Annotated in this window: 26 protein-coding genes; 10 read left to right on the top strand and 16 right to left on the bottom strand. The window is 58.1% G+C overall.

All coding sequences use genetic code 11. From position 1 onward, the window contains the following. Window positions 1-117 precede the first annotated feature (117 nt). The 5 genes from ACVWZJ_RS11750 (at window position 118) to ACVWZJ_RS11730 (ending at window position 5,664) form a co-directional block, all read left to right on the top strand. On the top strand, window positions 118-951 hold the full coding sequence (locus ACVWZJ_RS11750; protein WP_011433641.1) for an undecaprenyl-diphosphate phosphatase: 834 nt from the start codon (window positions 118-120) through the stop codon (window positions 949-951). An 85-nt stretch (window positions 952-1,036) separates the two neighbouring features. Then, complete coding sequence (locus ACVWZJ_RS11745) at window positions 1,037-1,174, top strand: DUF4351 domain-containing protein (RefSeq protein WP_011433640.1); 138 nt, start codon at window positions 1,037-1,039, stop codon at window positions 1,172-1,174. Window positions 1,175-1,490: 316 nt separating this feature from the next. Continuing rightward, window positions 1,491-2,102 carry a hypothetical protein gene (locus ACVWZJ_RS11740; protein WP_041436645.1) on the top strand — a complete coding sequence of 204 codons (612 nt, stop codon included), beginning with the start codon at window positions 1,491-1,493 and terminating at the stop codon, window positions 2,100-2,102. Between the two features lie 18 nt (window positions 2,103-2,120). Then, window positions 2,121-3,071: a hypothetical protein gene (locus ACVWZJ_RS11735; protein WP_457396157.1), complete on the top strand. Its 951-nt coding sequence runs from the start codon at window positions 2,121-2,123 to the stop codon at window positions 3,069-3,071. A gap of 193 nt (window positions 3,072-3,264) precedes the next feature. After that, window positions 3,265-5,664 (top strand): VWD domain-containing protein, encoded by a 2,400-nt coding sequence (locus ACVWZJ_RS11730; protein WP_457396155.1) that lies wholly within the window; start codon window positions 3,265-3,267, stop codon window positions 5,662-5,664. Between the two features lie 37 nt (window positions 5,665-5,701). Here the strand turns inward: ACVWZJ_RS11730 and ACVWZJ_RS11725 are convergent, their stop codons facing one another. Next, entirely contained in the window at window positions 5,702-7,342 is a 1,641-nt protein-coding gene (locus tag ACVWZJ_RS11725; RefSeq protein ID WP_457396153.1) for an NAD(P)H-hydrate dehydratase, read from the bottom strand. Window positions 7,343-7,344: 2 nt separating this feature from the next. Continuing rightward, window positions 7,345-7,746: a VOC family protein gene (locus ACVWZJ_RS11720; RefSeq protein ID WP_041436641.1), complete on the bottom strand. Its 402-nt coding sequence runs from the start codon at window positions 7,744-7,746 to the stop codon at window positions 7,345-7,347. A gap of 150 nt (window positions 7,747-7,896) precedes the next feature. On the opposite strand from ACVWZJ_RS11720, the gene ACVWZJ_RS11715 reads away from it, so the two are divergent. Beyond that, window positions 7,897-8,208: a hypothetical protein gene (locus tag ACVWZJ_RS11715; RefSeq protein ID WP_011433635.1), complete on the top strand. Its 312-nt coding sequence runs from the start codon at window positions 7,897-7,899 to the stop codon at window positions 8,206-8,208. Between the two features lie 105 nt (window positions 8,209-8,313). Further along, complete coding sequence (gene rpe, locus ACVWZJ_RS11710) at window positions 8,314-9,024, top strand: ribulose-phosphate 3-epimerase (RefSeq protein WP_011433633.1); 711 nt, start codon at window positions 8,314-8,316, stop codon at window positions 9,022-9,024. Window positions 9,025-9,173: 149 nt separating this feature from the next. Here the strand turns inward: rpe and ACVWZJ_RS11705 are convergent, their stop codons facing one another. After that, window positions 9,174-9,875: a hypothetical protein gene (locus ACVWZJ_RS11705; RefSeq protein ID WP_187147229.1), complete on the bottom strand. Its 702-nt coding sequence runs from the start codon at window positions 9,873-9,875 to the stop codon at window positions 9,174-9,176. 277 nt (window positions 9,876-10,152) lie between these two features. On the opposite strand from ACVWZJ_RS11705, the gene miaA reads away from it, so the two are divergent. Beyond that, window positions 10,153-11,166, top strand: coding sequence for a tRNA (adenosine(37)-N6)-dimethylallyltransferase MiaA (miaA, locus tag ACVWZJ_RS11700; protein WP_457396150.1), 1,014 nt, complete (start codon window positions 10,153-10,155; stop codon window positions 11,164-11,166). Here the strand turns inward: miaA and menD are convergent. Both menD and ACVWZJ_RS11690 read right to left on the bottom strand, forming a co-directional pair. Then, the gene (gene menD, locus ACVWZJ_RS11695; RefSeq protein WP_457396148.1) at window positions 11,090-12,910 is read right to left on the bottom strand and encodes a 2-succinyl-5-enolpyruvyl-6-hydroxy-3-cyclohexene-1-carboxylic-acid synthase; all 1,821 of its coding nucleotides are present in this window, start codon (window positions 12,908-12,910) and stop codon (window positions 11,090-11,092) included. The two genes, miaA and menD, sit on opposite strands and share 77 nt — an antisense overlap. 10 nt (window positions 12,911-12,920) lie before the next feature. After that, window positions 12,921-13,829 (bottom strand): cyanophycinase, encoded by a 909-nt coding sequence (locus tag ACVWZJ_RS11690; RefSeq protein WP_148202746.1) that lies wholly within the window; start codon window positions 13,827-13,829, stop codon window positions 12,921-12,923. A gap of 188 nt (window positions 13,830-14,017) precedes the next feature. Between ACVWZJ_RS11690 and ACVWZJ_RS11685 the strand changes: the two genes are divergently transcribed. Beyond that, window positions 14,018-14,260, top strand: a complete 243-nt coding sequence (locus ACVWZJ_RS11685; RefSeq protein ID WP_011433628.1) for a hypothetical protein — start codon at window positions 14,018-14,020, stop codon at window positions 14,258-14,260. A 132-nt stretch (window positions 14,261-14,392) separates the two neighbouring features. On the opposite strand, the gene ACVWZJ_RS11680 is transcribed toward ACVWZJ_RS11685, so the two are convergent. The 10 genes from ACVWZJ_RS11680 to ACVWZJ_RS11635 form a co-directional block, all read right to left on the bottom strand. After that, complete coding sequence (locus ACVWZJ_RS11680; protein WP_011433627.1) at window positions 14,393-14,725, bottom strand: fasciclin domain-containing protein; 333 nt, start codon at window positions 14,723-14,725, stop codon at window positions 14,393-14,395. A 288-nt stretch (window positions 14,726-15,013) separates the two neighbouring features. Next, window positions 15,014-15,238 (bottom strand): DUF3134 family protein, encoded by a 225-nt coding sequence (locus ACVWZJ_RS11675; RefSeq protein ID WP_011433626.1) that lies wholly within the window; start codon window positions 15,236-15,238, stop codon window positions 15,014-15,016. A gap of 102 nt (window positions 15,239-15,340) precedes the next feature. Next, window positions 15,341-16,678, bottom strand: a complete 1,338-nt coding sequence (locus ACVWZJ_RS11670) for a UDP-N-acetylmuramoyl-tripeptide--D-alanyl-D-alanine ligase (RefSeq protein WP_011433625.1) — start codon at window positions 16,676-16,678, stop codon at window positions 15,341-15,343. Between the two features lie 320 nt (window positions 16,679-16,998). Next, window positions 16,999-17,715, bottom strand: coding sequence for a ribose 5-phosphate isomerase A (gene rpiA, locus ACVWZJ_RS11665; RefSeq protein WP_011433624.1), 717 nt, complete (start codon window positions 17,713-17,715; stop codon window positions 16,999-17,001). 50 nt (window positions 17,716-17,765) lie between these two features. Beyond that, window positions 17,766-19,250, bottom strand: a complete 1,485-nt coding sequence (gene rimO / locus ACVWZJ_RS11660; RefSeq protein WP_457396146.1) for a 30S ribosomal protein S12 methylthiotransferase RimO — start codon at window positions 19,248-19,250, stop codon at window positions 17,766-17,768. Beyond that, window positions 19,234-20,064 carry a cobalt ECF transporter T component CbiQ gene (gene cbiQ, locus ACVWZJ_RS11655; RefSeq protein WP_457396144.1) on the bottom strand — a complete coding sequence of 277 codons (831 nt, stop codon included), beginning with the start codon at window positions 20,062-20,064 and terminating at the stop codon, window positions 19,234-19,236. The genes rimO and cbiQ overlap by 17 nt, the downstream gene beginning before the upstream one ends. After that, on the bottom strand, window positions 20,051-20,752 hold the full coding sequence (gene cbiM, locus ACVWZJ_RS11650; RefSeq protein ID WP_457396142.1) for a cobalt transporter CbiM: 702 nt from the start codon (window positions 20,750-20,752) through the stop codon (window positions 20,051-20,053). The genes cbiQ and cbiM overlap by 14 nt, the downstream gene beginning before the upstream one ends. A gap of 8 nt (window positions 20,753-20,760) precedes the next feature. Further along, window positions 20,761-21,228 (bottom strand): hypothetical protein, encoded by a 468-nt coding sequence (locus tag ACVWZJ_RS11645; RefSeq protein WP_414388357.1) that lies wholly within the window; start codon window positions 21,226-21,228, stop codon window positions 20,761-20,763. Window positions 21,229-21,565: 337 nt separating this feature from the next. Continuing rightward, window positions 21,566-22,336 carry an SH3 domain-containing protein gene (locus ACVWZJ_RS11640; protein ID WP_457396141.1) on the bottom strand — a complete coding sequence of 257 codons (771 nt, stop codon included), beginning with the start codon at window positions 22,334-22,336 and terminating at the stop codon, window positions 21,566-21,568. A 226-nt stretch (window positions 22,337-22,562) separates the two neighbouring features. After that, window positions 22,563-22,943 carry a hypothetical protein gene (locus tag ACVWZJ_RS11635; protein WP_414342412.1) on the bottom strand — a complete coding sequence of 127 codons (381 nt, stop codon included), beginning with the start codon at window positions 22,941-22,943 and terminating at the stop codon, window positions 22,563-22,565. Between the two features lie 476 nt (window positions 22,944-23,419). Between ACVWZJ_RS11635 and ACVWZJ_RS11630 the strand changes: the two genes are divergently transcribed. Continuing rightward, window positions 23,420-24,121: a response regulator transcription factor gene (locus tag ACVWZJ_RS11630; RefSeq protein WP_457396140.1), complete on the top strand. Its 702-nt coding sequence runs from the start codon at window positions 23,420-23,422 to the stop codon at window positions 24,119-24,121. 325 nt (window positions 24,122-24,446) lie between these two features. Here the strand turns inward: ACVWZJ_RS11630 and ACVWZJ_RS11625 are convergent, their stop codons facing one another. Further along, window positions 24,447-25,295, bottom strand: coding sequence for an ABC transporter ATP-binding protein (locus ACVWZJ_RS11625; protein ID WP_011433616.1), 849 nt, complete (start codon window positions 25,293-25,295; stop codon window positions 24,447-24,449). Between the last annotated feature and the right edge of the window lie 511 nt (window positions 25,296-25,806).

Below are 25,806 nucleotides of genomic sequence, written 5' to 3'. Positions count from 1 at the left end.
CCCTCTCCAAGTGTTTGTTCGCCGTGGTATGGGCTGCTGGAAAAAGCCGGAGTTCTGAGTTTTTCTAAGAATGGGGATTGTGCAAATCCGGCAAGTTTGGGTGGGGGAGTGTTTACCTTGTTGCTTGCTGACACCTGGTATCCCAATTGGTGGCAGGCTCTAATTTTGGGCATGGTGCAAGGGATCACCGAATTTCTGCCCATTAGCAGCACGGCCCATCTGCGGGTGTTTCCGGCTTTGGTGGGGTGGCCGGATGCGGGAGCTTCGTTTACGGCGGTGATCCAGTTGGGCAGTTTGGGGGCGGTGCTGATCTACTTTGCCTCTGACCTGCGCCAGTTGATCCTCGGCTCTTGGAAGGCTTGGCGAGAACGAGATTTTCAGCAGGAGCCTTGGCGGCTGTCGGTCGGGATCCTGGTGGGAACAGTGCCAATTGTGGTTGCCGGCTGGGCCATCAAGGCCATTTGGGGATCCCCGCCCCGCCAGTTGTGGGTGATCGCCACCGCAGCCATTGGCTTGGCTGTGTTGTTGGGCTGGGCAGAGCAAACGGGCAAACGCCAGCGAGACCTTCACAGCTTAGGCATTTGGGATGGGATCTGGGTAGGGCTGGCCCAAGCTTTGTCCCTGATCCCTGGGGTGTCGCGCTCCGGCTCGACGCTGACGGCAGGGCTGTTTCTCCATTTGCAGCGCTCGGCTGCCGCTCGCTACTCCTTCTTGCTGGGGATCCCGGCATTATTTTTGGCGGGGGTTGTGGAGTTTATCTCCGAGTTCGAGGCAGAGGCCCTGCTGCCGCAGGGGTTGGGGACGCTTTCGGCCTTCGTCTTTTCCTACTTGTCTATCGATTGGCTAATTCAGTTTTTGCAGCGCAGCAGCACCTGGCTGTTCATTGTTTATCGGATTGGCTTTGGCTTGTTTATTATCTTGGGTTTAGCGCTGGGGTTCCTAAGACCCTAATCAAGCTCAGTCAACTACAATCCACGGGGATCCCTGAGGTGGTCACTCCTTTCTGGCTGCTTTTCCCACTGAGAAGATTGGCAAAATGGGATCCCTGCCTGAGGAGGTGGAAAGTCAGATTCGCGCGTTGCCAGTGGAACGCTTAGAAGAGCTGGGTCTAGCCTTGCTGGAGTTCCAGTCGTTGATTGACCTCACCACCTGGCTTGATGGATTCAGCCATTAAAGGTTCTCCCCTTCAAAAAAGGGCTCCGTATCATACGCTGACGAATCTAAAGATTGAGCCCGTGTGTTGCAGCGCACTTGCACTTTGTTGAAGCAGATGTTAGTTTCTGCTTGAGCATCAGGCTGCAAATCCAGTCTTGCTCTTGTCGGGTGATGAACGGTAGATCCTCCTGAGAGAGTTCCTTCTAGGGATCCCTGCCCTAATTTTGTGTTGCTTGTAGCTCCAATAGAAGGATTGCCGGATCCCTGTGGGGGTCACTTGTGCCACTTGAACTGCTAGAACCAAGGCGATTATGAACGGCCTCAGGATACTGCTTATGTTGATGCTCTCTTCTGTGTTGGTGTTGCTGTGTGGGTGCAGTGGCGGGGGAGGTTCTACCCCCAGTGCAGAAGAAGAGCCCAATCCTGATCCCACTACTGGATTTGTGCCAGAAAATCCGGGTGAGGATCCCTCTCCAGATATGATCCCGGTCGATGAACTGGATAGATTGTTTCCGAATTTGCCACCGGATCCAGGGGAGGCGGGCAAGCAAACTTTGGAGGGGATTGATGCCGATGGAGATGGCGTGCGTGATGATGTGCAGCGCTGGATTTACCGCCGGTATCCCAATGATGAGCTGAAGCGGAAGGCCATGCTGCGATACGCCAAAGCTTTACAGGCAAGCATCGTGAATGTTGACAGGGATAGTCGAGACCAGGTGCGTGCAAGAGTGCTTGATGGTTTCCGAGCAGAGCGATGTGCAAGATTGGCATTCGGCGGAGTTGATCAATTTGATCTCATTGATGAGGTTGCTGAGGCAGTAAGGGAAGTGCAATTTCAAATGCTTAACACCCAGGAAAGAGTTATTGCAGATTTAACTGTTGATGCCAAGTTCTCTGGACAAGTCGTTGGCGCAGAAGAATGGACATGTACTGACCCAATTCGCTAGATTAGTGAGGATAAATGGATGTTCGGTCGAAATACTGTTCGTCTTGTTGTTTTATTGTGCTGTTGCCTGTCTGTACTGATTCTCAAGTCTTGCTCATTACCGAACAAATCAACTATCTACTCAGTCGTTTCTCCCAACCTAGGTTTCAATACTACTGAATCTATTCTTAAGTCTAGAATCTATTATATTAACGGGTTAGCAACTGCAAAAGATGACGCAGAAAGAAATCTTGATAGGATCATTGCTGCCATTGGAGGAAATGAAGAGAATGTATTGATCCGACTCAAAGACAACATTGGGTTCGAGCAAGACATCGCAAACTATCGGCTTGCTTACAACATGGCTTTGGGAGGAATAACTGCGTCTGGAAATGTAACTCAAGCAGCAGACAACCCAACCTTTCAAATCGTTGCATCCATTGCACTCAAGATTCGGGAAGCACTGCCAGAACTGTCAGACCCTCAAGCGTGGCAATATGCTCGTGTTCTTCTAAAAGCCCCAAATGCAAATGATATTCTAAGGCCACTATTGCAAAGGTTTAATGTCCAAGAAACTCTAATTAATCTTCTTGGTCAAACAATTCGGGATAGAATTGCCGACCAACATCTGGATATGATTCGAAGAAATACTATAGCTTCTCTCTACGACAATTTCATTTGGCCAGCCTTGGATGATGTCAGAGATGGTTATCATGTCTTAACTATCTCTAATTCTCAGGGAACAATATTTGTCGATGCTGCCAAGCGGACAATTGCAAATGCAACCTCTCAGAAGATTGCAGGTTGTTTCTTTGGTGGGGTTCAAGTTGCCCACATGATGGGATCCACAATCTCTAGCCTCAATGACATTCCTCTGTATGTCACCTTTGATGAAGATAGAGTGGTCAATTTGGTTAGAGAGGTTGCTCGAGCCTCTGGTGGAATCTCTGATGCTCAGGGTAATCCAGTCTTAGTCCAGATCTTTACTTGAACCTTTGGACTGGAATGTTAGGCTTGTGCCTCCTCTTGGCCCTGATGCTCTACCTCTTGACGGTCATAGATTTGACAACTTTTACCTCAATCGGAACTTCGAGGCTCGCCGGAAAATATTCCAAATGCTGGGGGATGCAGCAGAAACTCTCAATCCCACAAGCAATCAGTGCTTAGACCTTGAGATTGAGGAAATGGAATTCATTCCTCCTGCAACCTCTACAGGGCAAGCCAACTTGAAACTGAAAGTCCGCTTGCTGGATGCCCGCGGTCGAGTTGTAGAAGATGCCTCCGGCAAACGACCTCCCGTGCAAATCACCTTCCCTAGCATCACCAATGGTGAGCTTGACCCCGCAGAAGGGGAAACGGATGAAAAAGGCGAGTTCACCACCCAAGCCACCATCCTCAACCTGGACAGGCCCATCCAGGGAGAACGGGTCTACATGCAAGTTGATGCGCGGGCCGAATACCAAATTAAGGATGCACAAGGTCGGCCCATCGGGGATCCCCTTGTTGCCACAGACAGCAAACAGTTGAACTACACAGGCGGTTCTGGTTCCGGCTCTAGTGGCTCAGGGGGTTCTGGTGGCTCAGGCGGGGGATATTGTCCTCCGGGGGCCAATTGCGATCCGGATCCCTCCCAGGCGGATCCTGATGCCGGCAAAGCAGATGGGGTAGGGGATCCGCATTTGTACACCCTGGACCGGTTGCGCTACGACTTCCACGGGGTAGGAGAATATATCCTGAGCCAGAGTGTCGTACCCGAACTGGACTTTCAACTGCAAGCGCGCTTCCGCCCCTTCGGCAGCAGCACTGTCGCCAGCATGACTCGTGCCATCGCCACCCAAATGGGATCCCATCGTGTTGCCATCTACACCACCCCTGCCCCGGAACTGAGAATAGATGGCCAACTCACCGACTTACCCCCCGGTGGCTACCTGCTCCTCGCCTTAGCCGAACGCCCGCCCCAAGACCCAGAAGACGAAGACTCTGCATGGGAAACCCCCGACCCCAACTGTACCCCCGGCGGCTGCTACGGCTACGAACTCTTCCGTGGCCATCAGGGTGAGTACATCCTCAACTGGCCAGAAGGAGAAACACTCACCGTTCAACCCTACTTCCCCAACTCTGCAGCCTTTGCTCACCTGAGTTTTACCTTGGAGCTACCCCCCCAATACTTGGGACGAGTACGCGGCCTGTTGGGCAACTACGACTACAACCCCAGCAATGACCTGCAAAGCCGCAGTGGACAGTTGGTCTCTGAGACTGACTTTAGCGGGCTTTACCAAACCTTTGGGGAGAGTTGGCGGGTTAGTCCTGCTGAGTCTTTGTTTGACTATGGCCCCGGAGAGAGCAGCGAGAGCCTCAGTAACCGGTCTTTTCCCAGTGGTTTTGCTGTGATTAGCCCAGCTCAACGGATTGGAGCAGAGCGCATCTGTCGGGATTCTGGGATCCAGTTGCACCCAAGATTTAGTTGGGAAGATTGCATCTTTGATGTTGCCATTATGGGGGGAGAGGCGGTGGCCGGGTATGGGGGCACTTATCGCGCCACTGAGGCGGATGGCTATACCTTCACTCCCTTGGCCAGTGTCGGGCGAGTCAGAGACCTGGTGAAAGCTGGCTCCGATTATTGGGTACTGGAAGAAGTCTGTAATCAATTTTCATTCAATACATGTGGGGATAGGAGGGAGAGAGTGAGTCGTATCACCCCTTTTGGAGGGGTAATTCCAGTGCTGGAGGCAGAACAAAATGAATGGCCAGGTTACTCAGAAGAGTTCAGAAGGATTGGTGCTTTTGAAGATGGGGTGATGCTGCTGAAAGGTATCCAGGTCTTTGATGCAGGGGTTGGAACCCAGAGACTTGGGGTTTTGAACACAGTGAATGCCCAGGGTCAAGTCTCGACGTTTGCGGATAATCTCTCGTTTGGGGCCTTTGGAGGAGGAACTGCAGAATACTTTTCCAATTTGGTGCAGATGGGGAATAGCCTGGTTTTCACCCGGTATAGCTTCCCGGCGATTGTGGCTCGGCAAGGTCGGGATTGGCTGCGTTCCAATACGTTTCAGGAGTTGCTGCAGATGGATGCTACGGGGCAAACCACTCAGGTGATGGATTTGAGTGCTTTTTTCTCGCCTGGGTTTTCGCTTATCTCGGATGACTCCAGAACCAAGCTCGTCAGGCAGGGACAGGAGTATTATTTTCTGGCCAATAACCAAGGGGATCCAAGTATTCTCAAGGCCAATCCCAGTCAGGGGCTAGCGGTGGTGTTGGATGGGCGGGTGATACGAGAACAAAATGGTGGAGATTCTGTACCCATCCGGGATATTGACCTACAAGGAGCCAACTTAGTGGCTTTGTTGGGGCAGAGTCGTCTTTTGGAAGATGCAGAAGGGTCTTGGCGCAGTGGGTTGGCACGGGTGTCCCCTCAGGGATCCCTGAGTCCGATTTTCCGGATCCCGCAGGATTTTAGCTTGCAGCCGGAGAAGATAGTGGTGGAGGATGCGGGCTTTGGTTTGGTGGCCTGTCCAAGGCTTTCGAGTAACCAGCCAGAATTCTATTCCTGTGCCCTTTACCGGGTGACCCCTAGTGGAGGGTAGGAGCAAGCAGGAAGGCTTGGGCTATGACTTAGAGTATTTATTCACCCGCCTGCGACACGGTATGGACAACTTGCTCCTGTTGGAGAGCTTGCAGCACCTGGGGCAAATGCTCCGCCAGCCGTGCCGGATCCACTCCCGTTAGGCCGCGTTCTTGCGCCAGATGGACAGCCGCCTGAGCATGCCACCACACCCCCGCACAGGCGCAACTGAGCAGGGCGGGAGCGTCCAAAGGTTGACCGGCTTGAGCTCTTCTTCGCGCCACTAGGCCCCCGATCAAACCGGTCAAGACATCGCCGCTGCCACCGCGGGCCAAAGCCGGTGTGCTTTCCGGGTTCACCCAGCATTCCCCAGTGGGAGAGGCGATCACCGTCCGCGCCCCTTTCAAAACCACCACTGCTCCACTCTGGGCTGCCGCCCTTTGGGCTGCCTCGATGCGATCCCCAAGCGGGATCCCCGGAAAAAGCCGCCGAAATTCCCCCAGGTGGGGGGTGAGGATGGCCTGGATCCCTTTTTCCTGAAGGCGCTCTACCCCCATCTCCGCCAGAGCATTCAGCCCATCCGCATCGATCACCCAGGGGATCCCGGCCCAATCCCGCAGCAGGATCTCCAGCAGGGGCAAACGGGTTTCTCCCAAGCCCGGCCCCACGGCCACCGCCTGAAAGGGTTTCAAGGACTTCGTCCCGCTGTCGCGATCGGCAACCGGCGGCAGAGAAGGGATCCCTTCCCAGGCATGAACCAAAACCTCTGGCAAGGCGCTGTGGATCAGTCCTTTCAACTCCGCCGGCGCCGCCATCGTCACCATGCCCACCCCGCTGGCGCGGGATCCCAGCCCCGCCAACACCGCTGCTCCAGCATAGGCTGCCGAGCCTGCCACCAACAACAGGGATCCCTGGCGGTATTTGTGGGTATCCAAAGGGGGATCCGCAGGAAAGTGCTGCCAAGGCCGCAGCAACAACCGGGGAACCTCATCCTCTGGGCAGGCCCAAGGGGGGATCCCAAAATCAACGCGATGTAACCGTCCTACCCAAGGCAGAGCTGCTTCCTGCCACAGCCCCCGTTTCCAAAGGCCAAGGGTATAGGTATGGCTGGCGCGAATGCAGCAGCCCCAGACTTCCCCGGTTTGGTCGTTGAGGCCAGACGGCAAATCCAGGCTGAGGATGGGGATCCCACTGCCATTGGCCCACCCCACCGCCCCCGCCCAAGGCTCCCCCAAAGGCCGGTTCAGACCGATCCCAAACAGGGCATCAATTAACAAATCGCAATCGGCCAGCTCTTCAAGACTCTCCACAAACTCTGCCCCCAGCGCCTTGAGATAGCGGGCGTGGTCTGCCGTCAGGGGTTTGAGATCCGGCTTGCCCAGCCACACCTTCACCGACTTTTGGGCCAGCCATAGCTCCCGCCCAACCACCAACCCATCGCCACCGTTGTGCCCTGTCCCACAGAGGATCCCAATGCGATGGGCTTGCGGAAAATCCTTCTGCAACTGAGCAACAACGGCCAGCCCCACCTTCTCCATCAGAGCGGCAACGGGCATGCCGGCAGAGAAGATCTGCTCCTCAATGCGCTGCATCTGTGCGGAACTGACCAGGCTGATGGCCGGATCGAACTGGCAACGAGAACCCATATCGCTACGCAACGCTGTTGCAACCGGCGGCATTGCTGAGGGGAGATGGCTCATGGCTAAGTTGCGCTAATCGAGCTTAGCTCTATCACATTCCCATCCGGATCCCGGACGAACACTGCCGCTCGCCCGGAAGCGCTCGGTTGCACCTCATACCCTTCCTGCCGCAGGCGAGCCTTCACCGCTTCCAAGTCATCTACCCCCAGCGCCACATGGGGATTACGCCCCCACTTTGAGGATCCCGTTCCGCTTCGCTGCCGTGGATCCATCGGCTCCTCGGCCACGATTAAATGAATTTGGGAGGAACCCACTTGATACCAAGCGCCGGGAAAGTCAAACGGCAACCGTTCCACCTTGGGGATCCCAAGCACTGTCCCGTAAAAATGTTCGGCTCTGGCCAGATCGCTTACCCAAAGGGCGGTGTGCAGGTGCTGGTAGGTTGGCTTTCGTGGAGTAGTCATCGTCTTGGCGGCGGATCTTGACCCGAGGGCTTTGCAGGATCTGGTGCAAACAGGTTTATTTTCTCGCAACAGCCAGCCAAACCTGTGAGCTAAGGTGGAGCTAACGCACCGGCGACGACCCTACTCTTGTTCTCGCACAGGGGTTGACCTATGGGATCCCGCACCAAGTTTTTTGGCACGGTCTTGGCCATGCTGGCCGTGAACAGCATCTACATGCAGTTGCAGCAGCTTTCTCTGCAGTTGGAAGAAAGGGATCCCGCTCCCTCTGAGCAGTCTTCTCCAGAGCCTCAAAGCAGCAAGGGCTCCGTCCCGCCAACGCGAACGGAACGGCTGGATCCCTGGCACCGTGTTGCCCAAGTCTTGCAGGGTCTGTGGCCCGGCGATGCGAGCTTGAAAGGACTCCGTTCCGCCAACGCGAACGGGATCCTGTCGCGAGAGTCCACGTCCCCCCTGGAGCCTTGAGTGCCAAGCTGAGAGGGGATATGACGCTTTGCAAAGGGGATCAAACCCCGTACCATAGAGGAGCAGGTTTCTCCGTTTCTCTGTTTTCAATCCCCAGGACTCACCATGGTGCAGCCGTCAGCGACCTCTGGGCAAAAGCCGATTGTGATCGCCCCTTCCATCCTTTCAGCCGATTTCAGCCGGTTGGGGGAGGAAGTACGGGCAGTGGATGAGGCGGGGGCCGACTGGATCCATGTGGATGTGATGGATGGCCGCTTTGTGCCCAACATCACCATCGGCCCGTTGGTGGTGGAAGCCCTGCGCCCGGTGACGGCCAAGCCCCTGGACGTCCACCTGATGATTGTAGAGCCGGAGAACTATGTGGCGGATTTTGCCAAGGCAGGGGCCGACATTATTTCCGTGCACGCAGAGTCCAGCTCCACCATTCACCTGCACCGCACCCTCAGCCAAATCAAGGATCTGGGCAAGCAAGCGGGCGTGGTGCTCAATCCGGCCAGCCCTTTGGAGCTGATCCAATACGTGCTGGATCTGGTGGATCTGGTGTTGATCATGAGTGTCAACCCCGGATTTGGCGGGCAAAGCTTCATTCCGGCAGTGGTGCCCAAAATTCGCCAGTTGCGGGCCATGTGCGATGAGCGGGGCCTGGATCCCTGGATCGAGGTGGATGGCGGCATCAAAGCCAGCAACGCTTGGCAGGTGATTGAAGCAGGAGCCAACGCCATTGTGGCCGGTTCGGCAGTGTTCAAAGCCAAAGACTATGCCGAAGCCATTCGCAGCATTCGCAACAGCCGCCGTCCCGAGCTGGTGACAGTTTGATTTGAAGGAAATTGCTCCCTTCTAAAATCCAGCTTGGCCCTGGCGCTTTGCGCCGCTGACTTAATCTGGCCCCCCACTCCCGGCTCTTCGTCCACAGAGGGGGAATGGTTTTAGCCTCACAACCTTATTGCTACGCAACACTGTTGCAACTAGCGCATAGCCGCAGTCTCTTTCTGGGCAGCGTGAGGCGCCGTCCCGCTGTTGGCAGCAGTCGTGCCCAAGCAATGGGGAGGCCCATCGACGGAGGGTGGGATGATCGGCTGGGGCAAAGTGGGGCTGAAAAAAGTCTGACAAAAAGGCACGTGGTTGCGCCGAATATCGGCAAGGTAGGGAGGAGGAATGGTGCCCAAATAGGCGCCCAGCACCTGCTGCTCGGGATCCTCTGGCAACACTTGGTAATACAACATCAGGCGATTATCGGGAAACCAGGCGCGGATAAGCCTTTGCAGGGCCTTCAAGTTGAAGCCCGGCTCTTCAGGGTTGCGAATCAGGTGCATTCCCGCCAGGCGCCCGCCGACAAAATAGGCTTGCACATAAAACCCACGGGCATAGATGGGGGGCTCCAAGGAGTTCTGAGATGAAGGGGAATCGGGCAGGTAAAGGGCTTCACCCCCAGGACGCAGTTGCCAGCGGCTCCAGCGGGGATCCTCCCGGTCGCTAGAAAGGGTCTCCCAATTGTTGGCGCGGGCGTAGCTCAAGAAGCGCTCCTCGACCATGCCCAGATAGAGCATTTCCATTTGCAAGGGCAGCCGAGCCCGGGTTTGCAACAGGGGCAGAGTGCGCACTTCTCCCTGCTTGAGCACCAAGGTCTCCCCCCGCGCCGAGCAAGGGACACCTATGAGCATAGCCATCAGCAACCCTGTTCCAATTGCCCGTCCAATCTGGCTGAGGCCGCGCCTTGCGAACAGCTCTAGCCGGAGAGGTAAAAACTGCGCCACTGGCTGCGGCTGTGGCCCATTGCCCCTCAAAACCGTCGAAGCAGGAATGTAGGATGAGATCAGCACAGCAAAAAAGCAGGGTAGTAAGTAACCGATCCTAACCCAAAGAGACAAGGTTCTTCGAGAATCTTAATCTGGTCTCTGAGGAAAGTTGCTTGCCAGTCTGCCCTGCCGATGGTTTGGGTAGCGAATGCGCATTACCCTCGAGAATGGCATTCCCGCTGCAGCAGCTTCTGACCGGACAGAATGGCCGGGATTGATCGTCATTGCCGGCCCCACGGCCACCGGGAAATCTCGACAGGCACTGCTTTTGGCCCAACGGCTGGGATCCCCGTTGTTGAATGCGGACTCTCGCCAGGTCTACCGCGAGTTCGACATCGGCACAGCCAAGCCTACCCCCGCCGAGCAGGCCCTTTGGCCCCACGAGTTGATCGACATTGTTGATCCCTGCCACACCTACACGGTGGCTGAGTTTCAGCAGGCGGCCCAAGCCCGCATCGCCGAGGCCCATCGGCAGGGACAGACTCCCATCTTGGTGGGGGGCACCGGTCTCTACATCCAATCGGTGACTGCTGGCCTAGGGATCCCTGCTGTACCCCCGCAGCCCCAACTGAGAAGACAACTGGAAACTTGGCCCCCTGAGATCCGCTACGCCTGGCTGCAGCAGTTGGATCCCGTTGCCGCCCAGCACATTCATCCCCATGACGCAGTGCGCACGCTGCGGGCTTTGGAGATCGTTTACACCACCGGGAAGCCGGCTTCCAGCCTACGGCAGGCCCATCCCCCCCACTACCCTATCTTGATCTTGGGTCTGAGCTGCCCAATGCCCCGTTTGGAACAACGCATTGCCCGGCGCACGGCGGAGATGATGGAGCGGGGGTGGATCGAGGAGGTGAAAACCCTGCGGGAGCGCTACGGGCCAGACTTACCCCTCTTGCAGACCTTGGGCTATGCGGAGATCGGCGCTTACCTGGAGGGGCGGATCCCGGAAGCCGAGCTGCAGCCCCTGATTGTGCGGCGCACCCGCCAATTTGCCAAGCGGCAGATGACCTGGTTCCGGGCCCTGCCAGGGATCCAGTGGCTGGACTGCGAGGTCGAGGATCTGCCGGAGCAGATCTGGGATTGGGTTACCGCCTGGATGACCGCTCAGACCCCTGCTGAAACCACTGCCGCCGCCGCCGAGCATCGGCCTTGCGATCCGTAAGGATCTCCAACACCCGCACCCCTTGGGCAGGCAAGGGATCCAAAGCTTCGGCCAGCTCCTGCCAGCTTTCCACCCGCCGGTGGGGAATGCCGTGGGCTTGGCAGAGGAGGGCAAGATCCACCGACTGGGGAGTAGCAAAGTAGGGCTCAAAGGGCGGATCTGGCCCTTGACGGCCCACTTCAGCAATGGGCAGCAGCTCGAAAATCCCACCCCCCTGGTTGTTGATGAGGAGAATGGTCAGGGATCCCTGCAGGTGAGGGCCAAGCCGCAGGCCGCCGCAGTCGTGCAAAAAGGCCAGATCCCCGGTTAGCAACACCGTCGGGCGCTGCCGGTGGGCCACCCCGAAGGCGGTAGAGAGAAGGCCATCGATGCCGTTGGTGCCGCGGTTGAAGTAGGGCCGGATGCGGCGGTCGTTGGGGGGCCAAAACCACTCCACATCCCGCACCGGCGTGCTGTTGGCAATGAATAGCGGCGTCTCTGGCGGCAGGTGGCGGGCCAGCCACCAGGCTATCCTACCCTCAAACCACTCCGGCAGGTCAGCCATAGCCTGGTCTAGGGCAGCACGGATTTGTGCTTCCGCTGTCAGCCAGCCCTGCAGAAAAGTTGTTCGCTTGGCCGGTGCTTCCGGGATCCCGGCGACCCACTCCTCTACGGCGAAAGGCAAGTGGGTGGTGGGGTTGTGCAGGGGATCCCCATTCTCAGGGCGGGGATCCAACCGCCAAACGCGGGGAGCAACCTTGGCCAGGGTTTGCCGCAGCGCTTTGCTGGTGGGCAGGGATCCCAGTTGGATGACTTGCTCCGGCCAAAGCTGGGGATCATCCCGCTGCAGGATGAGATCGTAGGTGGTGATGAGATAGGGGTTGAGGGAAGCGTAGTTGCGCAGGGGAGAGAGCCCCTCGGCCAGAACCGGCCACCCCAAAGCCGTCGCCAAATGGGCCACTGCCTCCACATAACGCTGGGGATCCGCCGGTTGAGCCGGCCCCGCCAAGATCACCCCACGCTCACAGCCGCGCCACTCCTGCCAAAAAGAAGCTGTCTCCGTCTGCAGAGGGCTCCGCACCGCCTGGAAGGAAGAGCCGGTGCATGGAGGAGCAACCCCACGAAAAAAGGTCTTCTCGAACTCCGGATCTTCCTGTAGATGGAGCAGCGGCGCAGTGCTGCCATCGGCAATGGGAGCCAAGGGATCCCGGAAGGGCACATTCAAATGCACAGGGCCGGGGAAGGGGTAAAGGGTGCGCTCCCAGGCGTGAACCAGGGTCTGGCGCAAGTAGGCCAGGGCTTCTGGATCCGCGCTGGGCAGGGCCAACTCCGCCTGCCAGTTGGGGTAATGGCCGTAGAGCTTCACCTGGTCAATCGCTTGGCCGGCGCGGCAGTGGCGCAGCTCCGGGGGCCGATCCGCCGTCAGGATCAACAGGGGAAAGCCACTTTCTGCTGCCTCGATGAGAGCTGGGAAAAAGTGAGCGCCAGCGCTGCCGGAAGTACACACCAGGGGAATGGGCCGCCGGGTTTGCTGGGCCAATCCCAGCGCAAAAAAGGCTGCCGACCGCTCATCCAGCACGGGAATTGCCTCGATGTCGGGGTGCTGGGCCAGCGCGTAGGTCAGGGGTGCTGAGCGGGATCCCGGACACACCACCGCCAAACGGCAACCCAGCCGACTCAAGGTTTCGGCCAACAGGGATCCCCAGAGGGTGTTGAGGTTGCGCCAGTCCAGCCGCCTCGGCAGGACAAAGTTTTCAGCAGTCACATTTCAGCAGTCAGAGTGGAGACAAGGTGTTGAGATCGAATCGGGATCCCGGCGGCAAAAAGTGAATGCGGGCATTGTGCAGCCGAAAATACTCATCCGCTGCCGCCTCCTGAACAGTCGAGTACAGTTGCGTCCCGTCCACAATTGTCACTGTGCCCAAGCCGATCACCTCCATCACATCGTCGGCCTGGATCACCACCGCCGTATTCTCATCAATGCCGATACCCAAACATTGGGGATAGTGGGCCACCGCCGTGACCAGCCGCACCAGGCGATTGCGCTGATGGAAATGTTGATCGATGATGACGCGAGGCAAAAGGCCCAGGCCTGTCTTCACCGTTACAATTGCCGGCGTGGGCGGTTCTCCGCTGTAGCCGCGGGAGATCATCTGCTGCCCCAACGCAGAAGCTCCGGCGCTGGTTCCGGCAATTACCGTCTGCCCCCGCTGCCACTGCTGTCGAATGGCCTCCATCAGCTCGCTGTGGGCCAGCACCTCCGCCAGCCGCTCCTGATCCCCACCCGTAAAGTAGATGCCGGTGGAGAAGCGGATTTTCTCAACGTTATCGGGATCCCTCGCCTCCATCGGGCTGCGGATATCCAGAACTTGGAGGCTGGCTGCCCCCATCTGCTGAAAAATGTTGGCGTAGATCTCCCCCAGCACCGCCGGGATCCCAGAAGCCGCGGGCACGATGGTGATGTGGGCAGACTTTCCCCCCGCTCGGCGGAAGAACTCCCAAAGGATGTGGCGCTCATTTTCCTTATCCTCTGCTCCCCCGACGGCGATGATGTCGGAACGGGCGGTGATGGGATCCTTCACGGTAGAGCGGCTCAGGGGTTGGGCGTCGTTTGTCGGCGTGGAAGGAACTCCGTTCCACTCCAGCTCACGGTGGGCAGCAGAGACATCAGGCAAATGGGGCATGGAGCGCGAGGAAGATTAAAATGAGCACATTTCACTTTCACTATGCTACGGCTTGGGATTCGGTTTGGCGCAGCTCAATTCCAGATTTCACGGAAGAGTCAGGGGTTGGTTAGGGGTCTCAAAAGGGGGAATAATGTTCATAAGAACACCCCTCGTCTCGTCCTTCGGTTCACCCAGCAGGAGCATCCATGGCCAGAAAACCTGACGGATATCTTGTCCACATCATGCTGGAAGGTGGACAAACCATGCAGGTACGGGTCAAAGAAGCCAGAGAATACACCGAGCTGATCAACAACCTCATGGTGGGCGGCGAAGAGTTCATCACCTTGCCCAAGCAAATGGACAATGAGTACATGATCGTGCGTCCTCAACGGGTGTCCGGCGTGTCGGTGGAGGCGATCTACGCTTCCAGCGTTGGCATCGACCTATAGAGCCTATAGAGCAGACCAAGGTCAGGGATCCCTTGAGTATCGCCGGGCTGACAACGCAAAGCCCCCACCACTAGGGGCAGGGGCTGCCAGAGGACTAGACCCCGCAGGATTTAGAACCTCAGTACCGACAGGTTAGCTTTGCGGGGGCAGGATCACCTTGTCGATGACGTGGATCACGCCGTTGGAAGCTTCAATGTCGGCTGTTACCACATTGGCATCGTTGACCTTGACACCATCAGCCAAAGAGATTTCCACAGGGGATCCCTCGACCGTAACCACTTCCCCAGCTTCCAAAGAGGTAGAGAGAACTTTGCCGGGCACTGCATGGTAAGTGAGAAATCGAAAAAAGTCCCCGAAAAAGATGTTTCTACTGCCCCAAGATGCTTTCTTACAAAGGCTGCGGGGGTATCTTCCACTAAGGTTAGATTTGCAACAATCATCGCAGGGTGGTGGTGAGCAATCCAAAACAGGCTGAAAAAGGATCCCTTGAGGCTGAGGGATCAGTTACGTTTGTCTGCATCTATAGTCATTCTGATTCAAACTAAAACGCTGCACCCACACCTGAAGCGTTGAATGCGCGGGGCTGGAAGACTTTTCTTGGTAGCTCAGGCGTCTCACTCTAACCTGAAACGACTGTACTGTTTTGTTTGCTCGAGCTGTCTATCCAGCGGCAGCACAAAAAATAACACCCTCACGGTGCCGAGCAAAGGGATAAATGAGTTAACGAGCTCGTAATAATCCTGGCAGTTGTGCTTACTCTTCTTCCGGCTCGAAGTCTTCGTCGTAGTCGTCCCCGATCAAATCGTCGATATCGTCGATGTCTTCTTCCAAAATCATCTCAGGGACCTCAATGGGCTGCTCGATCAACCGGCCCTCTTTGCGCAACCAGTCAAGAATGGAGAGGCTGCTAGGAGAGGGCACCACCGTTGGCGGTTGATCGCGGGGTTCTTCGCGCAGAGAGGGATTGTGGTAGTACATGCCGTACAGAAGGCAGCTATCGACGAGGAATGAGCCCGGCTTGGGCTAAGCCCCTCTCAACAGAGGGACGCGGGCTTTTCATCAGCCGTTTCTTAGCTTAGCCTACGCCTGCCACTCCTGCAAAAAGCGGTGCAGCACCCGCTCCAGTTCAACAGCCCGCGCTGCCTTGAACAGCAGCCGATCCCCGGCTTGCACGTGATGGAGCAAGATTTCCAGCAGTTCGGATACCTCCTCGCAGCGTTCTGTCTGGGCTGCCGGTTTTTGGTCGAGCAGCGGTTGCATTTCTCCTTCGGGATCCAAGAGCAAGATCCGATCCAGCCCCAGAGGGGCAGCCGCCCGACCCACCTCTGCATAGAGCTGAGGCGCATGCTCTCCCAACTCCCGCATCGGGCCGAGAATGGCCCAGCGCCGTTTTCCCGGGGTTTGGGCCAGCAGGTGTAGAGCCGCGATCATCGCTTCCGGCGAGGCGTTGTAGGTTTCGTCCCAGATTTCCACATCTCCTGCCAGCTTGAGATGGCGGTTGCGCCCCTCCAGAGGGGTAGGCAAGGCGATGGGTTCTCGGAGCCGCTCCCAATCCAGCCCCAAGCTGCGCAAAGCAGCCAGCACCCCCATCCAGTTGAGGGCATGGTGTCTTCCCGGCAAGGGCACCGGCAGCGTTAGGCCCTCCACGGTTACCGTTTGGGCTTGGGGATCCCATTCTCCTCGTAAGTCCCCCTGATCCAGGCCATAGGTAAGGGTTTGTCCCGACCACAGGCTGGCGGCGGTAGACAACAGCAAGGGATCTTCTCCATTCAGCAGAGCCACCCCCTGCCCTAGCTCCTGCAGCAGCTCGCACTTGGCAGCAGCAATGGCCGCGCGGGATCCCAGTCTGCCGATGTGGGCGGTGCCAATATGGGTGATCAAGGCGTGGGTGGGCTGAGCCATCTGAGCCAGGCGGCGAATTTCTCCGGGGCCTCGCATGGCCATTTCCAGAACCACAAACTGATGCTCCGGTCGCATCTGGAGCAGGGTTTGAGCAACCCCGATGTCGTTGTTGTGGTTGGCCTCACTTTTGAGAACTGTGCCGTAGCGGGATAGGGCAGCCGCCAGCATTTCCTTGGTGGTGGTTTTGCCTGCTGAGCCCGTGATGGCTACTACGGAGGGGGGAAACTGCTCCCGCCAGCCTCTGGCAATGCGCTGGTAGGCAGCTAGGGTATCTGAGACTTGAAAATGGGGCCCAGCCACCGGACGCTGGCTGATGACGGCAACGGCCCCCCTTGCCAAAGCTTGTGGAATAAAGTTGTGTCCATCAAACCGTTCCCCCCGCAGCGCCACGAAGACTGAGCCTGGCTGGAGTTGGCGGCTGTCGGTGCAAATGGCTTGGACGGGAAGACCCAACAAATGGGGATCCCCCTGCAGGGGAGTTTGCAGCAGGTCAGCCACAGTTCGTAAGGTCAGCATCGGGCAGAAACTCCAATTCGCCTACAGCCTCTTCGTCTATGGTCATTTCAGACCCGATTGAGACATTTCCCAAGCGCTCCCCCTCACCCCCAGCCCCTCTCCCAGGGGGAGTCAGCCCTCACCCCCAGCCCCTCTCCCAGGGGGAGAGGGGAGTTGGGGATAGCTGTACAGCTTTTTTCAGCGTTGTTTACCACAGCCAGTGTCAATCAATCTCTTGCGTGGGAAGGCTCCCGCTTGGCTACGGAACTCCCATGAAGTCGGAAAAAGCTGTAAACCCAGTTCCTGGGCAACGCCAATACACGACTGGGTATAGGAAGTTGTCAGCTGGGTTGCAGCGTTTCGATCCCAGTCGGGAGGGCGATGATTGCCTCTTTGGCCATGCCGATGAACAGGCCATGTTCCACAACCCCCACCGTCCCCTTGAGTTGATCGGCGATCTTGGCAGGATCCGCCATGGGGCCGAATTGGCAGTCGAGGATGTAGTGCTGCTCGTCCGTCAAGTAGGGATCCCCGTTGGCATTCCGCCGTAAGGTGGCTGTGCACCCCAGAGCCTCTACCCGCGCCAAGGTGGTTTTCCAGCCAAAGCGCACCACCTCTACCGGCACCGGGAAGCGAATGCCCAACTGCGCGACTTTTTTAGAGGCATCGGCGATGATGATCAGCTCGGCAGCGCTGGCCTCCACCAACTTTTCCCGCAACAGGGCCCCTCCTGCCCCTTTGATCAGGTTCAGGGATCCCACTTCAATCTCGTCGGCCCCATCGATGGCCAGATCCAGGCGCGGCTGCTCTTCTAGGGTAGCCAGCGGGATCCCCAGGGAGCGGGCCTGTTCAGCCGTGCGCTCCGAGGTAGGCACGCCGATAATCTGGAGACCTTCGGTTTGCATCCGCTCTGCTAGGGCGCTCACGGCAAAGGCGGCTGTGGATCCCGTGCCCAGCCCCACCACCATCCCCGACTGCACCTTTTGAACCGCGGCTCGGGCTGCTGCTTGTTTCAGATCATCTAAAGACTCGGTCCCGCTGACGCGAAGGGTAGTCATTCCCAGCTCCTCTCCCGTGGATGAAGATCCTACCAAAGTGCTTTGCACCGCTACCGCCCGCTCCAGCTAAAACCCTCCGGCGCTGCCACCACTTGGCCAAAGAGATCATAGGGCTCAGCGCGGGTGATCTGCACCGGCACCAGGGATCCCAGGGATCCCTGCCCCTGCACATACACCACTCCATCCACCTCGGGGGCAAAGCGGGGGGAACGGCCAATCCACTCGCCGGTTCTGGGGTTTTCCTGCTCCAAGAGAACGGGAACCACCCGGCCTACCTGCTCGCGGTTGCGGCGGAAGGTGATCCCCTGCTGCACCTGCATCAGGCGGGCACGGCGCTCCTGTTTGACGGCCTCTGGAACCTGATGGGGGAGGTGGTAGGCAGGGGTGCCCTCTTCGGGAGAAAAGGTAAACACCCCCACATGGTCAAACTGATGGCGCTGGACAAAGTCTAGTAGATGCTGGAAGTGCTCCTCCGTCTCCCCAGGAAAGCCGACGATAAAGCTGGTGCGCAGCACGGCATTGGGCAACGCCTGGCGCAGCCGCTCGATCACCCGGTCGTTGACCTGCCCTTGCCAGGGGCGATTCATGGCCTTGAGGATCTGCGGATGGCTGTGCTGTAGGGGCAAATCCAGGTAAGGCAAGAAATTGGGAGTTTCTTGGATGGCCTCCACCACTGCAGGCGTGACGCCGGTGGGGTAGGCGTAGAGCATGCGGATCCAGGGAATGGGGATCTTGCCCAGGGCGCGAATGAGATCTGCCAGCCGCGGCTCCCCGTAGAGATCGATCCCGTAGTGGGTGGTGATCTGGGAAATTAAAATCAGCTCCTGCACCCCCTCTTCGGCCAGCTGTTCTGCTTCCCGTAGGATCGACTCGATGGAGCGAGAGCGTTGGTCGCCCCGCAAGTGGGGGATGATGCAGAAAGAGCAGCGGTAGTTACAGCCCTCAGCTACCCGCAGGTAGGCCACCGGCGCGTGGGTGGTGCGGTAGCGGGGGACAGTCTCATCGGCAATGTAATCCAGGCTAGAAGTAACGGCATTGACCCGCTCTCCCCGCTCCACCCGCTCGATGATTTGGACGATCTGGTGATAGTCGCCCGTGCCCACGATAGCCACTGCCTCTGGGATCTCCTGCAGCAGCTCCTCTTGGAAGTGTTGCGCCAAGCAGCCGGCAATAACGATTTTCTTGCCCTGTACTGCCAACTCCATCAGGGTGCTGACCGACTCCCGCCGCGCTGCTTCAATGAAGCTACAGGTATTGACGATCACATAGTCAGCACTCTCTTCGTCCCCATCCACCCGGTAGCCTGCTTGAGCCAGCAAGCCCAGCATGTGCTCGGTGTCCACCCGGTTTTTCTCGCAGCCCAGGTGTAAAACGGCAACCGACGCCTTTGTACGCTGCACCGCTGTTCGCGTAAGCGGGACGGAGTCCTTAACGGATGGGAAACTGGAGACGGTCGCTTCTAACCCATTCATGGACTGAGCATCAAAAAGGGGGCAGCTTGCCAGAGGCTTATCTATTCTAGTTGAGGGCCGCATCAGCGTTGCGGAGCAATAGAGCCGTAGCCACGGCCAACGCGGTGGCCGCCCAACTGTAGGGATCCCCGCCAGCCGCCGTCGAAAACAGAGGTGCCCGTCCATAGCCCCGCAGGCGCAAAGCCTGATAAACCCTCTGCGAGCGCTCGTAGCTGCGCACCAACAGGGTGCCCACCGAAGCAGCCAGGAAGGGTAGGTCTTGCCTCAAAGCCGGCCCAGGACGCCACAGGGATCCCCGCGGTCGCCAACCCCTCAGCCGGGCTGCCCGTTGCATCTGCTGCCACTGAGCGGCTACCTCCTGCAAATAGCGCTGGGTGAGCCAGGCCAGTTCCAGCAGGAGGTCTGGGATCCCCAGTTGCCGCAACGCTGCCAACAGTTCCGATGTGGGGGTGGTCTCCAGCAGCAGCATCGTGAGGGCAAATAGGGCCAGCCCTCTCCCCCCAATGCGAAGCGCCATCTGCAGCCCCTCCCAACGCAGAGCCAGGGATCCCCAGCGCCACAGGATGGTTTCCCCCGCCCAGAAGGGAAGGATCCCCATCAACCCTGCCACCAACAGCCCTGGGGCTGCCAGCCGCCTCAGCCCGAGGCTCCAAGGCAATCCCGACAGGCTCCACAGTCCAGCCACCAGCGCCCAGATGAGCGGCAAGAGGGCCAGGCACCTCACCGAGGCGAAAGCCGCCATCAGCGCCATCAGGCCCAGCACCTTGGGCAGAGGTTGCCACCGGTGCAGCCAGGAAAGGGGTTTGGAGGGGTGAGGATGGGATTGTTGACCGCGCCAGCAGCAAGGGATCCCTGAGCCGGCTTCATCTCTTGCCATACTCTCCCAGCAGCGCCGGTTGTACCCGCTGCAAAAACAGCACCACCCAACTGGTGAACAACCCCTCCACCACCATCAGGGGGATGTGGGCCACCACCAAGCTCCCAAGAGCCAGACGACCGGCTTCTGTGGAGAGGATCCCGCTGCCAGCGTCAACCACAGCAGCCATGACCACCCCGTAAAACAACAGCACTGCTAGACCCACCCCAACCGCTCCCGCCAAGAAGGCAGACACTCCGGCCCCCATCACCCGACGGCCTGCCCGAAAAATCCCACCGGCCAGGAGCGCCGGGATCCCCATAATGGCGGCGTTGATGCCCAATGTGGTCAGGCCCCCATGGCCAAAGGCCACCGCCTGAAAAAACAAGCCCACTACAATCGCCGGATAGGCCAAAGCCCCCAACATCAGACCCATCAACCCGTTCAGCACCAGATGCAGGCTGGCCGGGGGAAAGGGCAGGTGAATCGAAGAGGCCACAAAAAAGACAGCCGTGAGCAAAGCCGCTTTGGGCAACTGGTCGCGACAGCGTTGCGTAGCAATATGGCGGGGATCCCGTTCCCACCAAGGACATTGCTCGGCAACGCCGGCGCGACGGAGAAGCCGCAAGCTGTAGCTGGTGATCAGGGCGGTGATGCCATAACCCCCTAGCCAAAGCGGTGCTGGCAAAATGCCATCGCTGATGTGCATGGTCAGTCCTACTCCAGAGCAGAGGAGCCAGCCTGGGAGCCTGAGATTCCTGACCCTGGAGATCCCGAAACCGGTGGGCTCTCCACCGCTGCGTAACCAGATTGACGGGGCCTGGAGAAGAACAGAGCTGTGCCCAGACAGCCCCAAATGACACAGGCGGCCATAACCCCCCGCTGCAAAGGCCCAAAGGGTGGGGAAGCGCTGGGGATCCCTTCTGTCTGAGGGAACTCCTCGCCCACCGGCACGTTGACCAACACCCCATGCCCCGCCTGGCGAATCCGCACCTGCCAGAGGCCCGTCAGGTTGGGATCCGGCTGCAGCAGAAATCGTCCCCGCGCATCCGTCTGTCCCTCTTGCCAAGGGGTAGTGGGATCCGTTGGCGCAAATACCGTCACCCGGGCGGATCCCATCGGTTCCCCAGAATCGTAGCGGGCCTCGATCTCAAAAGCGGGAACAGCCCGAAGAGAGGCTTCCACCCCATGGGCCCAAGCCGGAGCAGGCTCAAGCAAGCCAAGAAGCAGTAGCAAGCAAGAACGAGAAAGGATCCAGGGTTTTGGTCTGTCCATGGGCGGCGAAGATGGGGTCAGCAACTGCTTGATCTCCAGGAGATCAGAGGCAAGAACTCTGCCCTCCTAGCACTGAAAGCAGATCCCCCGACGCACTTCACCATTGCTCCGCGCTGCCAGCACGGTCGCGTAAACAAGCTGCAGCCCCAGCATAGCTTGGCATCGGTACTGTTCTACCGAAACACAGCCTTCCCGGTCGTCACAATCCCCCACCAGGGCATCTGTAGGGCTATGCCTATGGCAAGGGCTACTCCTGCGCCAGATTCCCCGCCCGCACCCAACCTTCCTGCCCATTCTGACGGCGAATGCGCTGCCAACGGCCATCTTCGCTGAGGCCCAGCACCGTCACCACCTCGTTCATGGGCACACCGCCAATGTAGGTTCCCTCCCGCTCTGGAGTGGCCCGCAGCGCCAGGCCAATGGGCTCGATCACCCGTCCCCGCTCACCTGGGGAAACCACTGCTGCCGTGGGGGGTCGAGTCGGCAAAGGAGTTGATTCAGGGTTGGGTTCAACCGTGGGAGCTGTAGAAGTTGAAGCTGAAGCACCATCCACAGGGCCCAAATTGCCGGCGCGCACCCAGCCCTCTTGTCCGTTCAACTCCCGCCGCACCCGTTGCCAACGACCATCGGCGCTGTACTCCAACACCGTCACCGTTTCCCCCACCACAATTCCCCCTTGGTAGGCTCCATCGGCAGAAGGTTGGCTGCGGATGGCCAGGCCAATGGGCTCGATCACCCGCCCGCGGCTGCCGGGGGGAAATCCCTCAGGGTCAACAGTGCCTGCAGCAGGGCCAGGCAAGGGAGAGGGAAAACTTGCCGGGCTGGGCAAGGGATCCAAGCGCACCGCCTGCGGAAATTGAGGCGGGGCAGGGGGGGCCAACATGGGGGCGACGAGCTGCCACAACTGCCAAGCCAAGGCGGCCAGAGCCCCAACCGAGACACTCACCACCACCAAGGTGCTCAAGGGAAAACTGCCAGAAGCAGGAGAAGAACGGCCTCGCATCGGGTAGTTAGCCATCCGAAATACCTTCCCGCAATGCTGCAGGCAAGAATCCGCAGAGAAGATGGGATCCCCGTCAAAACCGGGGATTTACGAAAGCCAGAGCACGACTGCTGCGCAACGCTGACGTGATTGCATCCCAATGTATCGTGTTCCGCAGCGCTCTTGCTAGGCCTGTGCAGAGGAACCGCAACGCTGACGGGGCGACGCGACCCCAGAGGGCAAGGGCGTCGGAGATTAGCTTCTACTTATTGGTGTTGGTGAACTTATTCTGCCAGTCGGTCGTCAAAATCTCTCGGCCAAATACCCATCCTGCCAGAAGGAGGGGCAATGCCAAGCCCAGAAAGCCAAAAAGACTGACCACCTGAGCCACTTGCCGCTGGGCTTGTTTTCTCCTGGGATCCGGGATGTTGTTGGCAGCCAGCACCACTTTAGAACAAAAAGCCACCACCACCGCCCCCACCGGCCCCAAAACCAAAGAGGGCCACAGCCAAGCCTCCACTTGCGAGAATGCGTAGGCTCCGGTAAAGGGGATAATCACGAAACAAGCCAGCTCCAGGATCCCCCACGTGAAGAGGGCCAACCAGACATCTTTGCGGAAGACTTCATCGGGATTGGTGTACATAAGCCTCCGGGATAAACCGCCACCTGCCACACTAAAGCGAGACTTTGAGACAGGAACAGCAGCGTCACAGCTTCCAGATTAACTCCAGGTGCTAAGGATCTTGCTTGACGGATCCTCCTTACGCTACTTTTCCCCTTGGGCAACTCAGTTAAGATAATGCCCAAGATTCTTGGATAAGCCTCCGTTAATTTGGAGAGAAGGGCAGCCTTGACAAGGATGAACTCCCCCTGTGACCCCATACGTAAAGACTTGAAATAAGATTTAAGTGTTCAATCACTCATGAATTGCCTGCGCCTGTGGCCCTTTCCAGCCGAGGTTGGGGTCAAGCTTGCCCTGTTGAGAGGGCTCTTTATTCACCCGCGAGCCGAGGGCCCATCGCCTCTGCACGATTGTTGCCCATGAGCTGCCGAAGGGATCCCCACACCCCAACGCCCTGCAACCTTGTCTCCTGCTGACTTCGAGAGTGCCAAGCTGCCATGTCACGCATCCTCATCATCGATGATGATCCCAGCATTTGTGCTCTACTACAGCGGTACTTGCAGCGGCAGGGGTATTCGGTTGAGGTGGCGATGACGGGGGCCGAGGGCTTACAGCAGTTGCGCGCTTTTCAGCCGGCCTTGGTAATTTTGGATCTGAACTTGCCGGATGTGAGCGGCTACGATCTCTGCCAGCAAATGCAAAAAGAGACCGGCGTGTACGTGTTGATGTTGACCAGCCGCGTCAGCCCTGCTGATAAGTTGCACGGATTCCAGTTGGGGGCAGATGACTACCTGACCAAGCCCTTCAGCCTGCCGGAGTTACAGGCGCGAGTGCAAGCCATTCTGCGGCGGCAACGCATGAAGACCGAAGTTGCCAGCGCACCGGTCTTGACCTTTGCCTCTTTGGTAATCGACCCGGAAACCCGAGCAGTCATCCGCGAGCAGCGCCTGATCAACTTAACAGCACTGGAGTTCGATTTGCTCTATGCTATGGCTCGACATCCGGGGCGGGTTTGGCGACGGGCTGAGCTGATTCAAGAGGTGTGGGATTTTAACCACGAGGGAGATGAACGGGTGGTCGATGTCCACATCGGCCAAATTCGCAAGAAACTAGAGACTGATACCAGCCAACCGGAGTTGATCCGCACCGTGCGTGGAGTTGGCTACAAGTTTGAGCCCCCCAGCCCCAAAGAGGGGTAGGCAGAGAAAAAGTTGGTATCCTCCCCGGCCTAAGCGCGAGAGCAGGACGGAGTTATCGGGCCGAGACTTGTTGCGCACCGGGTCATTTCAAGTCGAGCCAAATTGAAACACTCGCCAACTCACCTCCAGTCTTTCTCCTTTTGAGAGAGGGAAGGCGGGGATCAGTACGGCGAAACAGGTTCACCCCGCGCCATTCCAATAAACGCGCTATTCCAATAAAAAAATAAGATGACCAGAGTGTAGAACTGCAACGCTCAATGCCCCACTCCAGCAAGACACAGTTTTTGCGCCTGGGGGATGAAAGTGCCAGCATCCTTTGGGTTCTCTAATCCAGGCGGCGGCCCGTCAAACGCACAAAAATGTCTTCTAAGTTGGCCGGGCGCACCATGAGGCCGGTTTTGTCGGGTTCTGCCTCCAACTGCCGCTGAGCTTCCGCCAAGCTGGGGAAAAAGGTGTACTCCACCTCCCGGCCAGGACAGGATCGCACCAGCAGGGCCTCTCCATACTTGGCCCGCAGTTGCTCGGTGCTGCCCAACTCGATTAACCTTCCCCCATCCATGATGCCGATGCGGTCGCACAGCTCTTCTGCCTCCTCCATGTAGTGGGTGGTAATCAGCAAGGTCATGCCCTGCCGATTGAGATCCCGCAAGATCTCCCACAACAGCCGCCGCGCCTGGGGATCCAACCCGACAGTGGGCTCGTCCAAAAACAAAATCTGGGGGCGATGCAGTAACGCCCTGGCCACCTGCAAGCGTCGTTTCATTCCCCCTGAGAGGGTTTTCACTTTGTCTTGCCGGCGATCCGCCAGCCGCACATACTCCAGCCATTCATCGATGCGCCGTTGCCGCTCTGGGTTGGGGATGTGGTGCATACGCCCGTGGAACTCCAGGTTTTCCCAAACGGTCAGCTCTGCCTCTAGGGTGATAGGCTGCAGAACTACGCCAATTTGCTGCCGCACCGCCACCGGATCCCGCACCACGTCATACCCCCCCACCCGGATGGATCCCTGGCTGGGTCGGGTAAGGCTAGTAAGCATGCGGATGGTGGTGGATTTGCCGGCGCCGTTGGGCCCCAACAGGGCAAACACTTCCCCCTGGGGGATCTGCAGGCTCAAATCCTGAACGGCAACCTGCTGCCCAAAGCGCTTCCACACCCCCTGCATTTCCACTGCCACCGTCTTGGTTTGGGGCAAGGCTGGGGCCGTCGAAAGAGCTGTCACAGTCCGCTCCGGTAAAGTGTAAAGAAATCTTTATTCTCCAGCATACGCCAGCCGTGTCAGCAAGCTGCAGGTCTTATCAGGGATCCCTGCTGCTGGCAGCAGTCTGGGTTGTCTCTTGAGCTTTTGCGTGGCTGTGATCTCGTTCCCTGTGGTTTTTCTCCGAGCTCTGCAAAATAGTATACATTGCACCTGAAGGGTGAGTTACGTCCGCAGGGCAGGGCGTGATCGTACAGCAGATAGGGGAAGTCGCACTAAATAGCTAGTGCTGTATCTGTACGTATGGGTAACAATAAAGACACAAGCTTGAGCGGGCTGACTGTTCGGCTTGGGGCTTTTTCTTGGTGAAGTGACTTCCCTTCAGCGCCCACCGATACAGCCTGTTAAGGGCTCAAGGGGTACAATAGCAGCACTTAGCAAACCAACTTCGGAAGGAGGATGGATTGATCAGTAGTAAAGAAGTCTTCAC

This window comes from Thermostichus sp. OS-CIW-29, assembly GCF_054058195.1.
Note: the sequence above shows the minus strand (reverse complement) of the source record. Positions and strands in the feature narration are given on the sequence as shown.

Coding starts and splice junctions, on each gene's coding strand:
- ACVWZJ_RS11630 (WP_457396140.1), top strand. CDS start 23,420: ATGTCACGCATCCTCATCATCGATGATGATCCCAGCATTTGTGCTCTA.
- ACVWZJ_RS11705 (WP_187147229.1), bottom strand. CDS start 9,875: ATGGCTATGCTCATAGGTGTCCCTTGCTCGGCGCGGGGGGAGACCTTG.
- ACVWZJ_RS11730 (WP_457396155.1), top strand. CDS start 3,265: ATGGAATTCATTCCTCCTGCAACCTCTACAGGGCAAGCCAACTTGAAA.
- rpe (WP_011433633.1), top strand. CDS start 8,314: ATGGTGCAGCCGTCAGCGACCTCTGGGCAAAAGCCGATTGTGATCGCC.
- ACVWZJ_RS11635 (WP_414342412.1), bottom strand. CDS start 22,943: ATGTACACCAATCCCGATGAAGTCTTCCGCAAAGATGTCTGGTTGGCC.
- ACVWZJ_RS11675 (WP_011433626.1), bottom strand. CDS start 15,238: ATGTACTACCACAATCCCTCTCTGCGCGAAGAACCCCGCGATCAACCG.
- ACVWZJ_RS11690 (WP_148202746.1), bottom strand. CDS start 13,829: ATGCCCCATTTGCCTGATGTCTCTGCTGCCCACCGTGAGCTGGAGTGG.
- ACVWZJ_RS11720 (WP_041436641.1), bottom strand. CDS start 7,746: ATGACTACTCCACGAAAGCCAACCTACCAGCACCTGCACACCGCCCTT.
- ACVWZJ_RS11745 (WP_011433640.1), top strand. CDS start 1,037: ATGGGATCCCTGCCTGAGGAGGTGGAAAGTCAGATTCGCGCGTTGCCA.
- ACVWZJ_RS11735 (WP_457396157.1), top strand. CDS start 2,121: ATGTTCGGTCGAAATACTGTTCGTCTTGTTGTTTTATTGTGCTGTTGC.
- ACVWZJ_RS11670 (WP_011433625.1), bottom strand. CDS start 16,678: ATGCTGACCTTACGAACTGTGGCTGACCTGCTGCAAACTCCCCTGCAG.
- ACVWZJ_RS11685 (WP_011433628.1), top strand. CDS start 14,018: ATGGCCAGAAAACCTGACGGATATCTTGTCCACATCATGCTGGAAGGT.
- rpiA (WP_011433624.1), bottom strand. CDS start 17,715: ATGACTACCCTTCGCGTCAGCGGGACCGAGTCTTTAGATGATCTGAAA.
- cbiQ (WP_457396144.1), bottom strand. CDS start 20,064: ATGGCAAGAGATGAAGCCGGCTCAGGGATCCCTTGCTGCTGGCGCGGT.
- ACVWZJ_RS11740 (WP_041436645.1), top strand. CDS start 1,491: ATGTTGATGCTCTCTTCTGTGTTGGTGTTGCTGTGTGGGTGCAGTGGC.
- cbiM (WP_457396142.1), bottom strand. CDS start 20,752: ATGCACATCAGCGATGGCATTTTGCCAGCACCGCTTTGGCTAGGGGGT.
- ACVWZJ_RS11725 (WP_457396153.1), bottom strand. CDS start 7,342: ATGAGCCATCTCCCCTCAGCAATGCCGCCGGTTGCAACAGCGTTGCGT.
- ACVWZJ_RS11715 (WP_011433635.1), top strand. CDS start 7,897: ATGGGATCCCGCACCAAGTTTTTTGGCACGGTCTTGGCCATGCTGGCC.
- rimO (WP_457396146.1), bottom strand. CDS start 19,250: ATGCGGCCCTCAACTAGAATAGATAAGCCTCTGGCAAGCTGCCCCCTT.
- ACVWZJ_RS11640 (WP_457396141.1), bottom strand. CDS start 22,336: ATGGCTAACTACCCGATGCGAGGCCGTTCTTCTCCTGCTTCTGGCAGT.
- miaA (WP_457396150.1), top strand. CDS start 10,153: ATGCGCATTACCCTCGAGAATGGCATTCCCGCTGCAGCAGCTTCTGAC.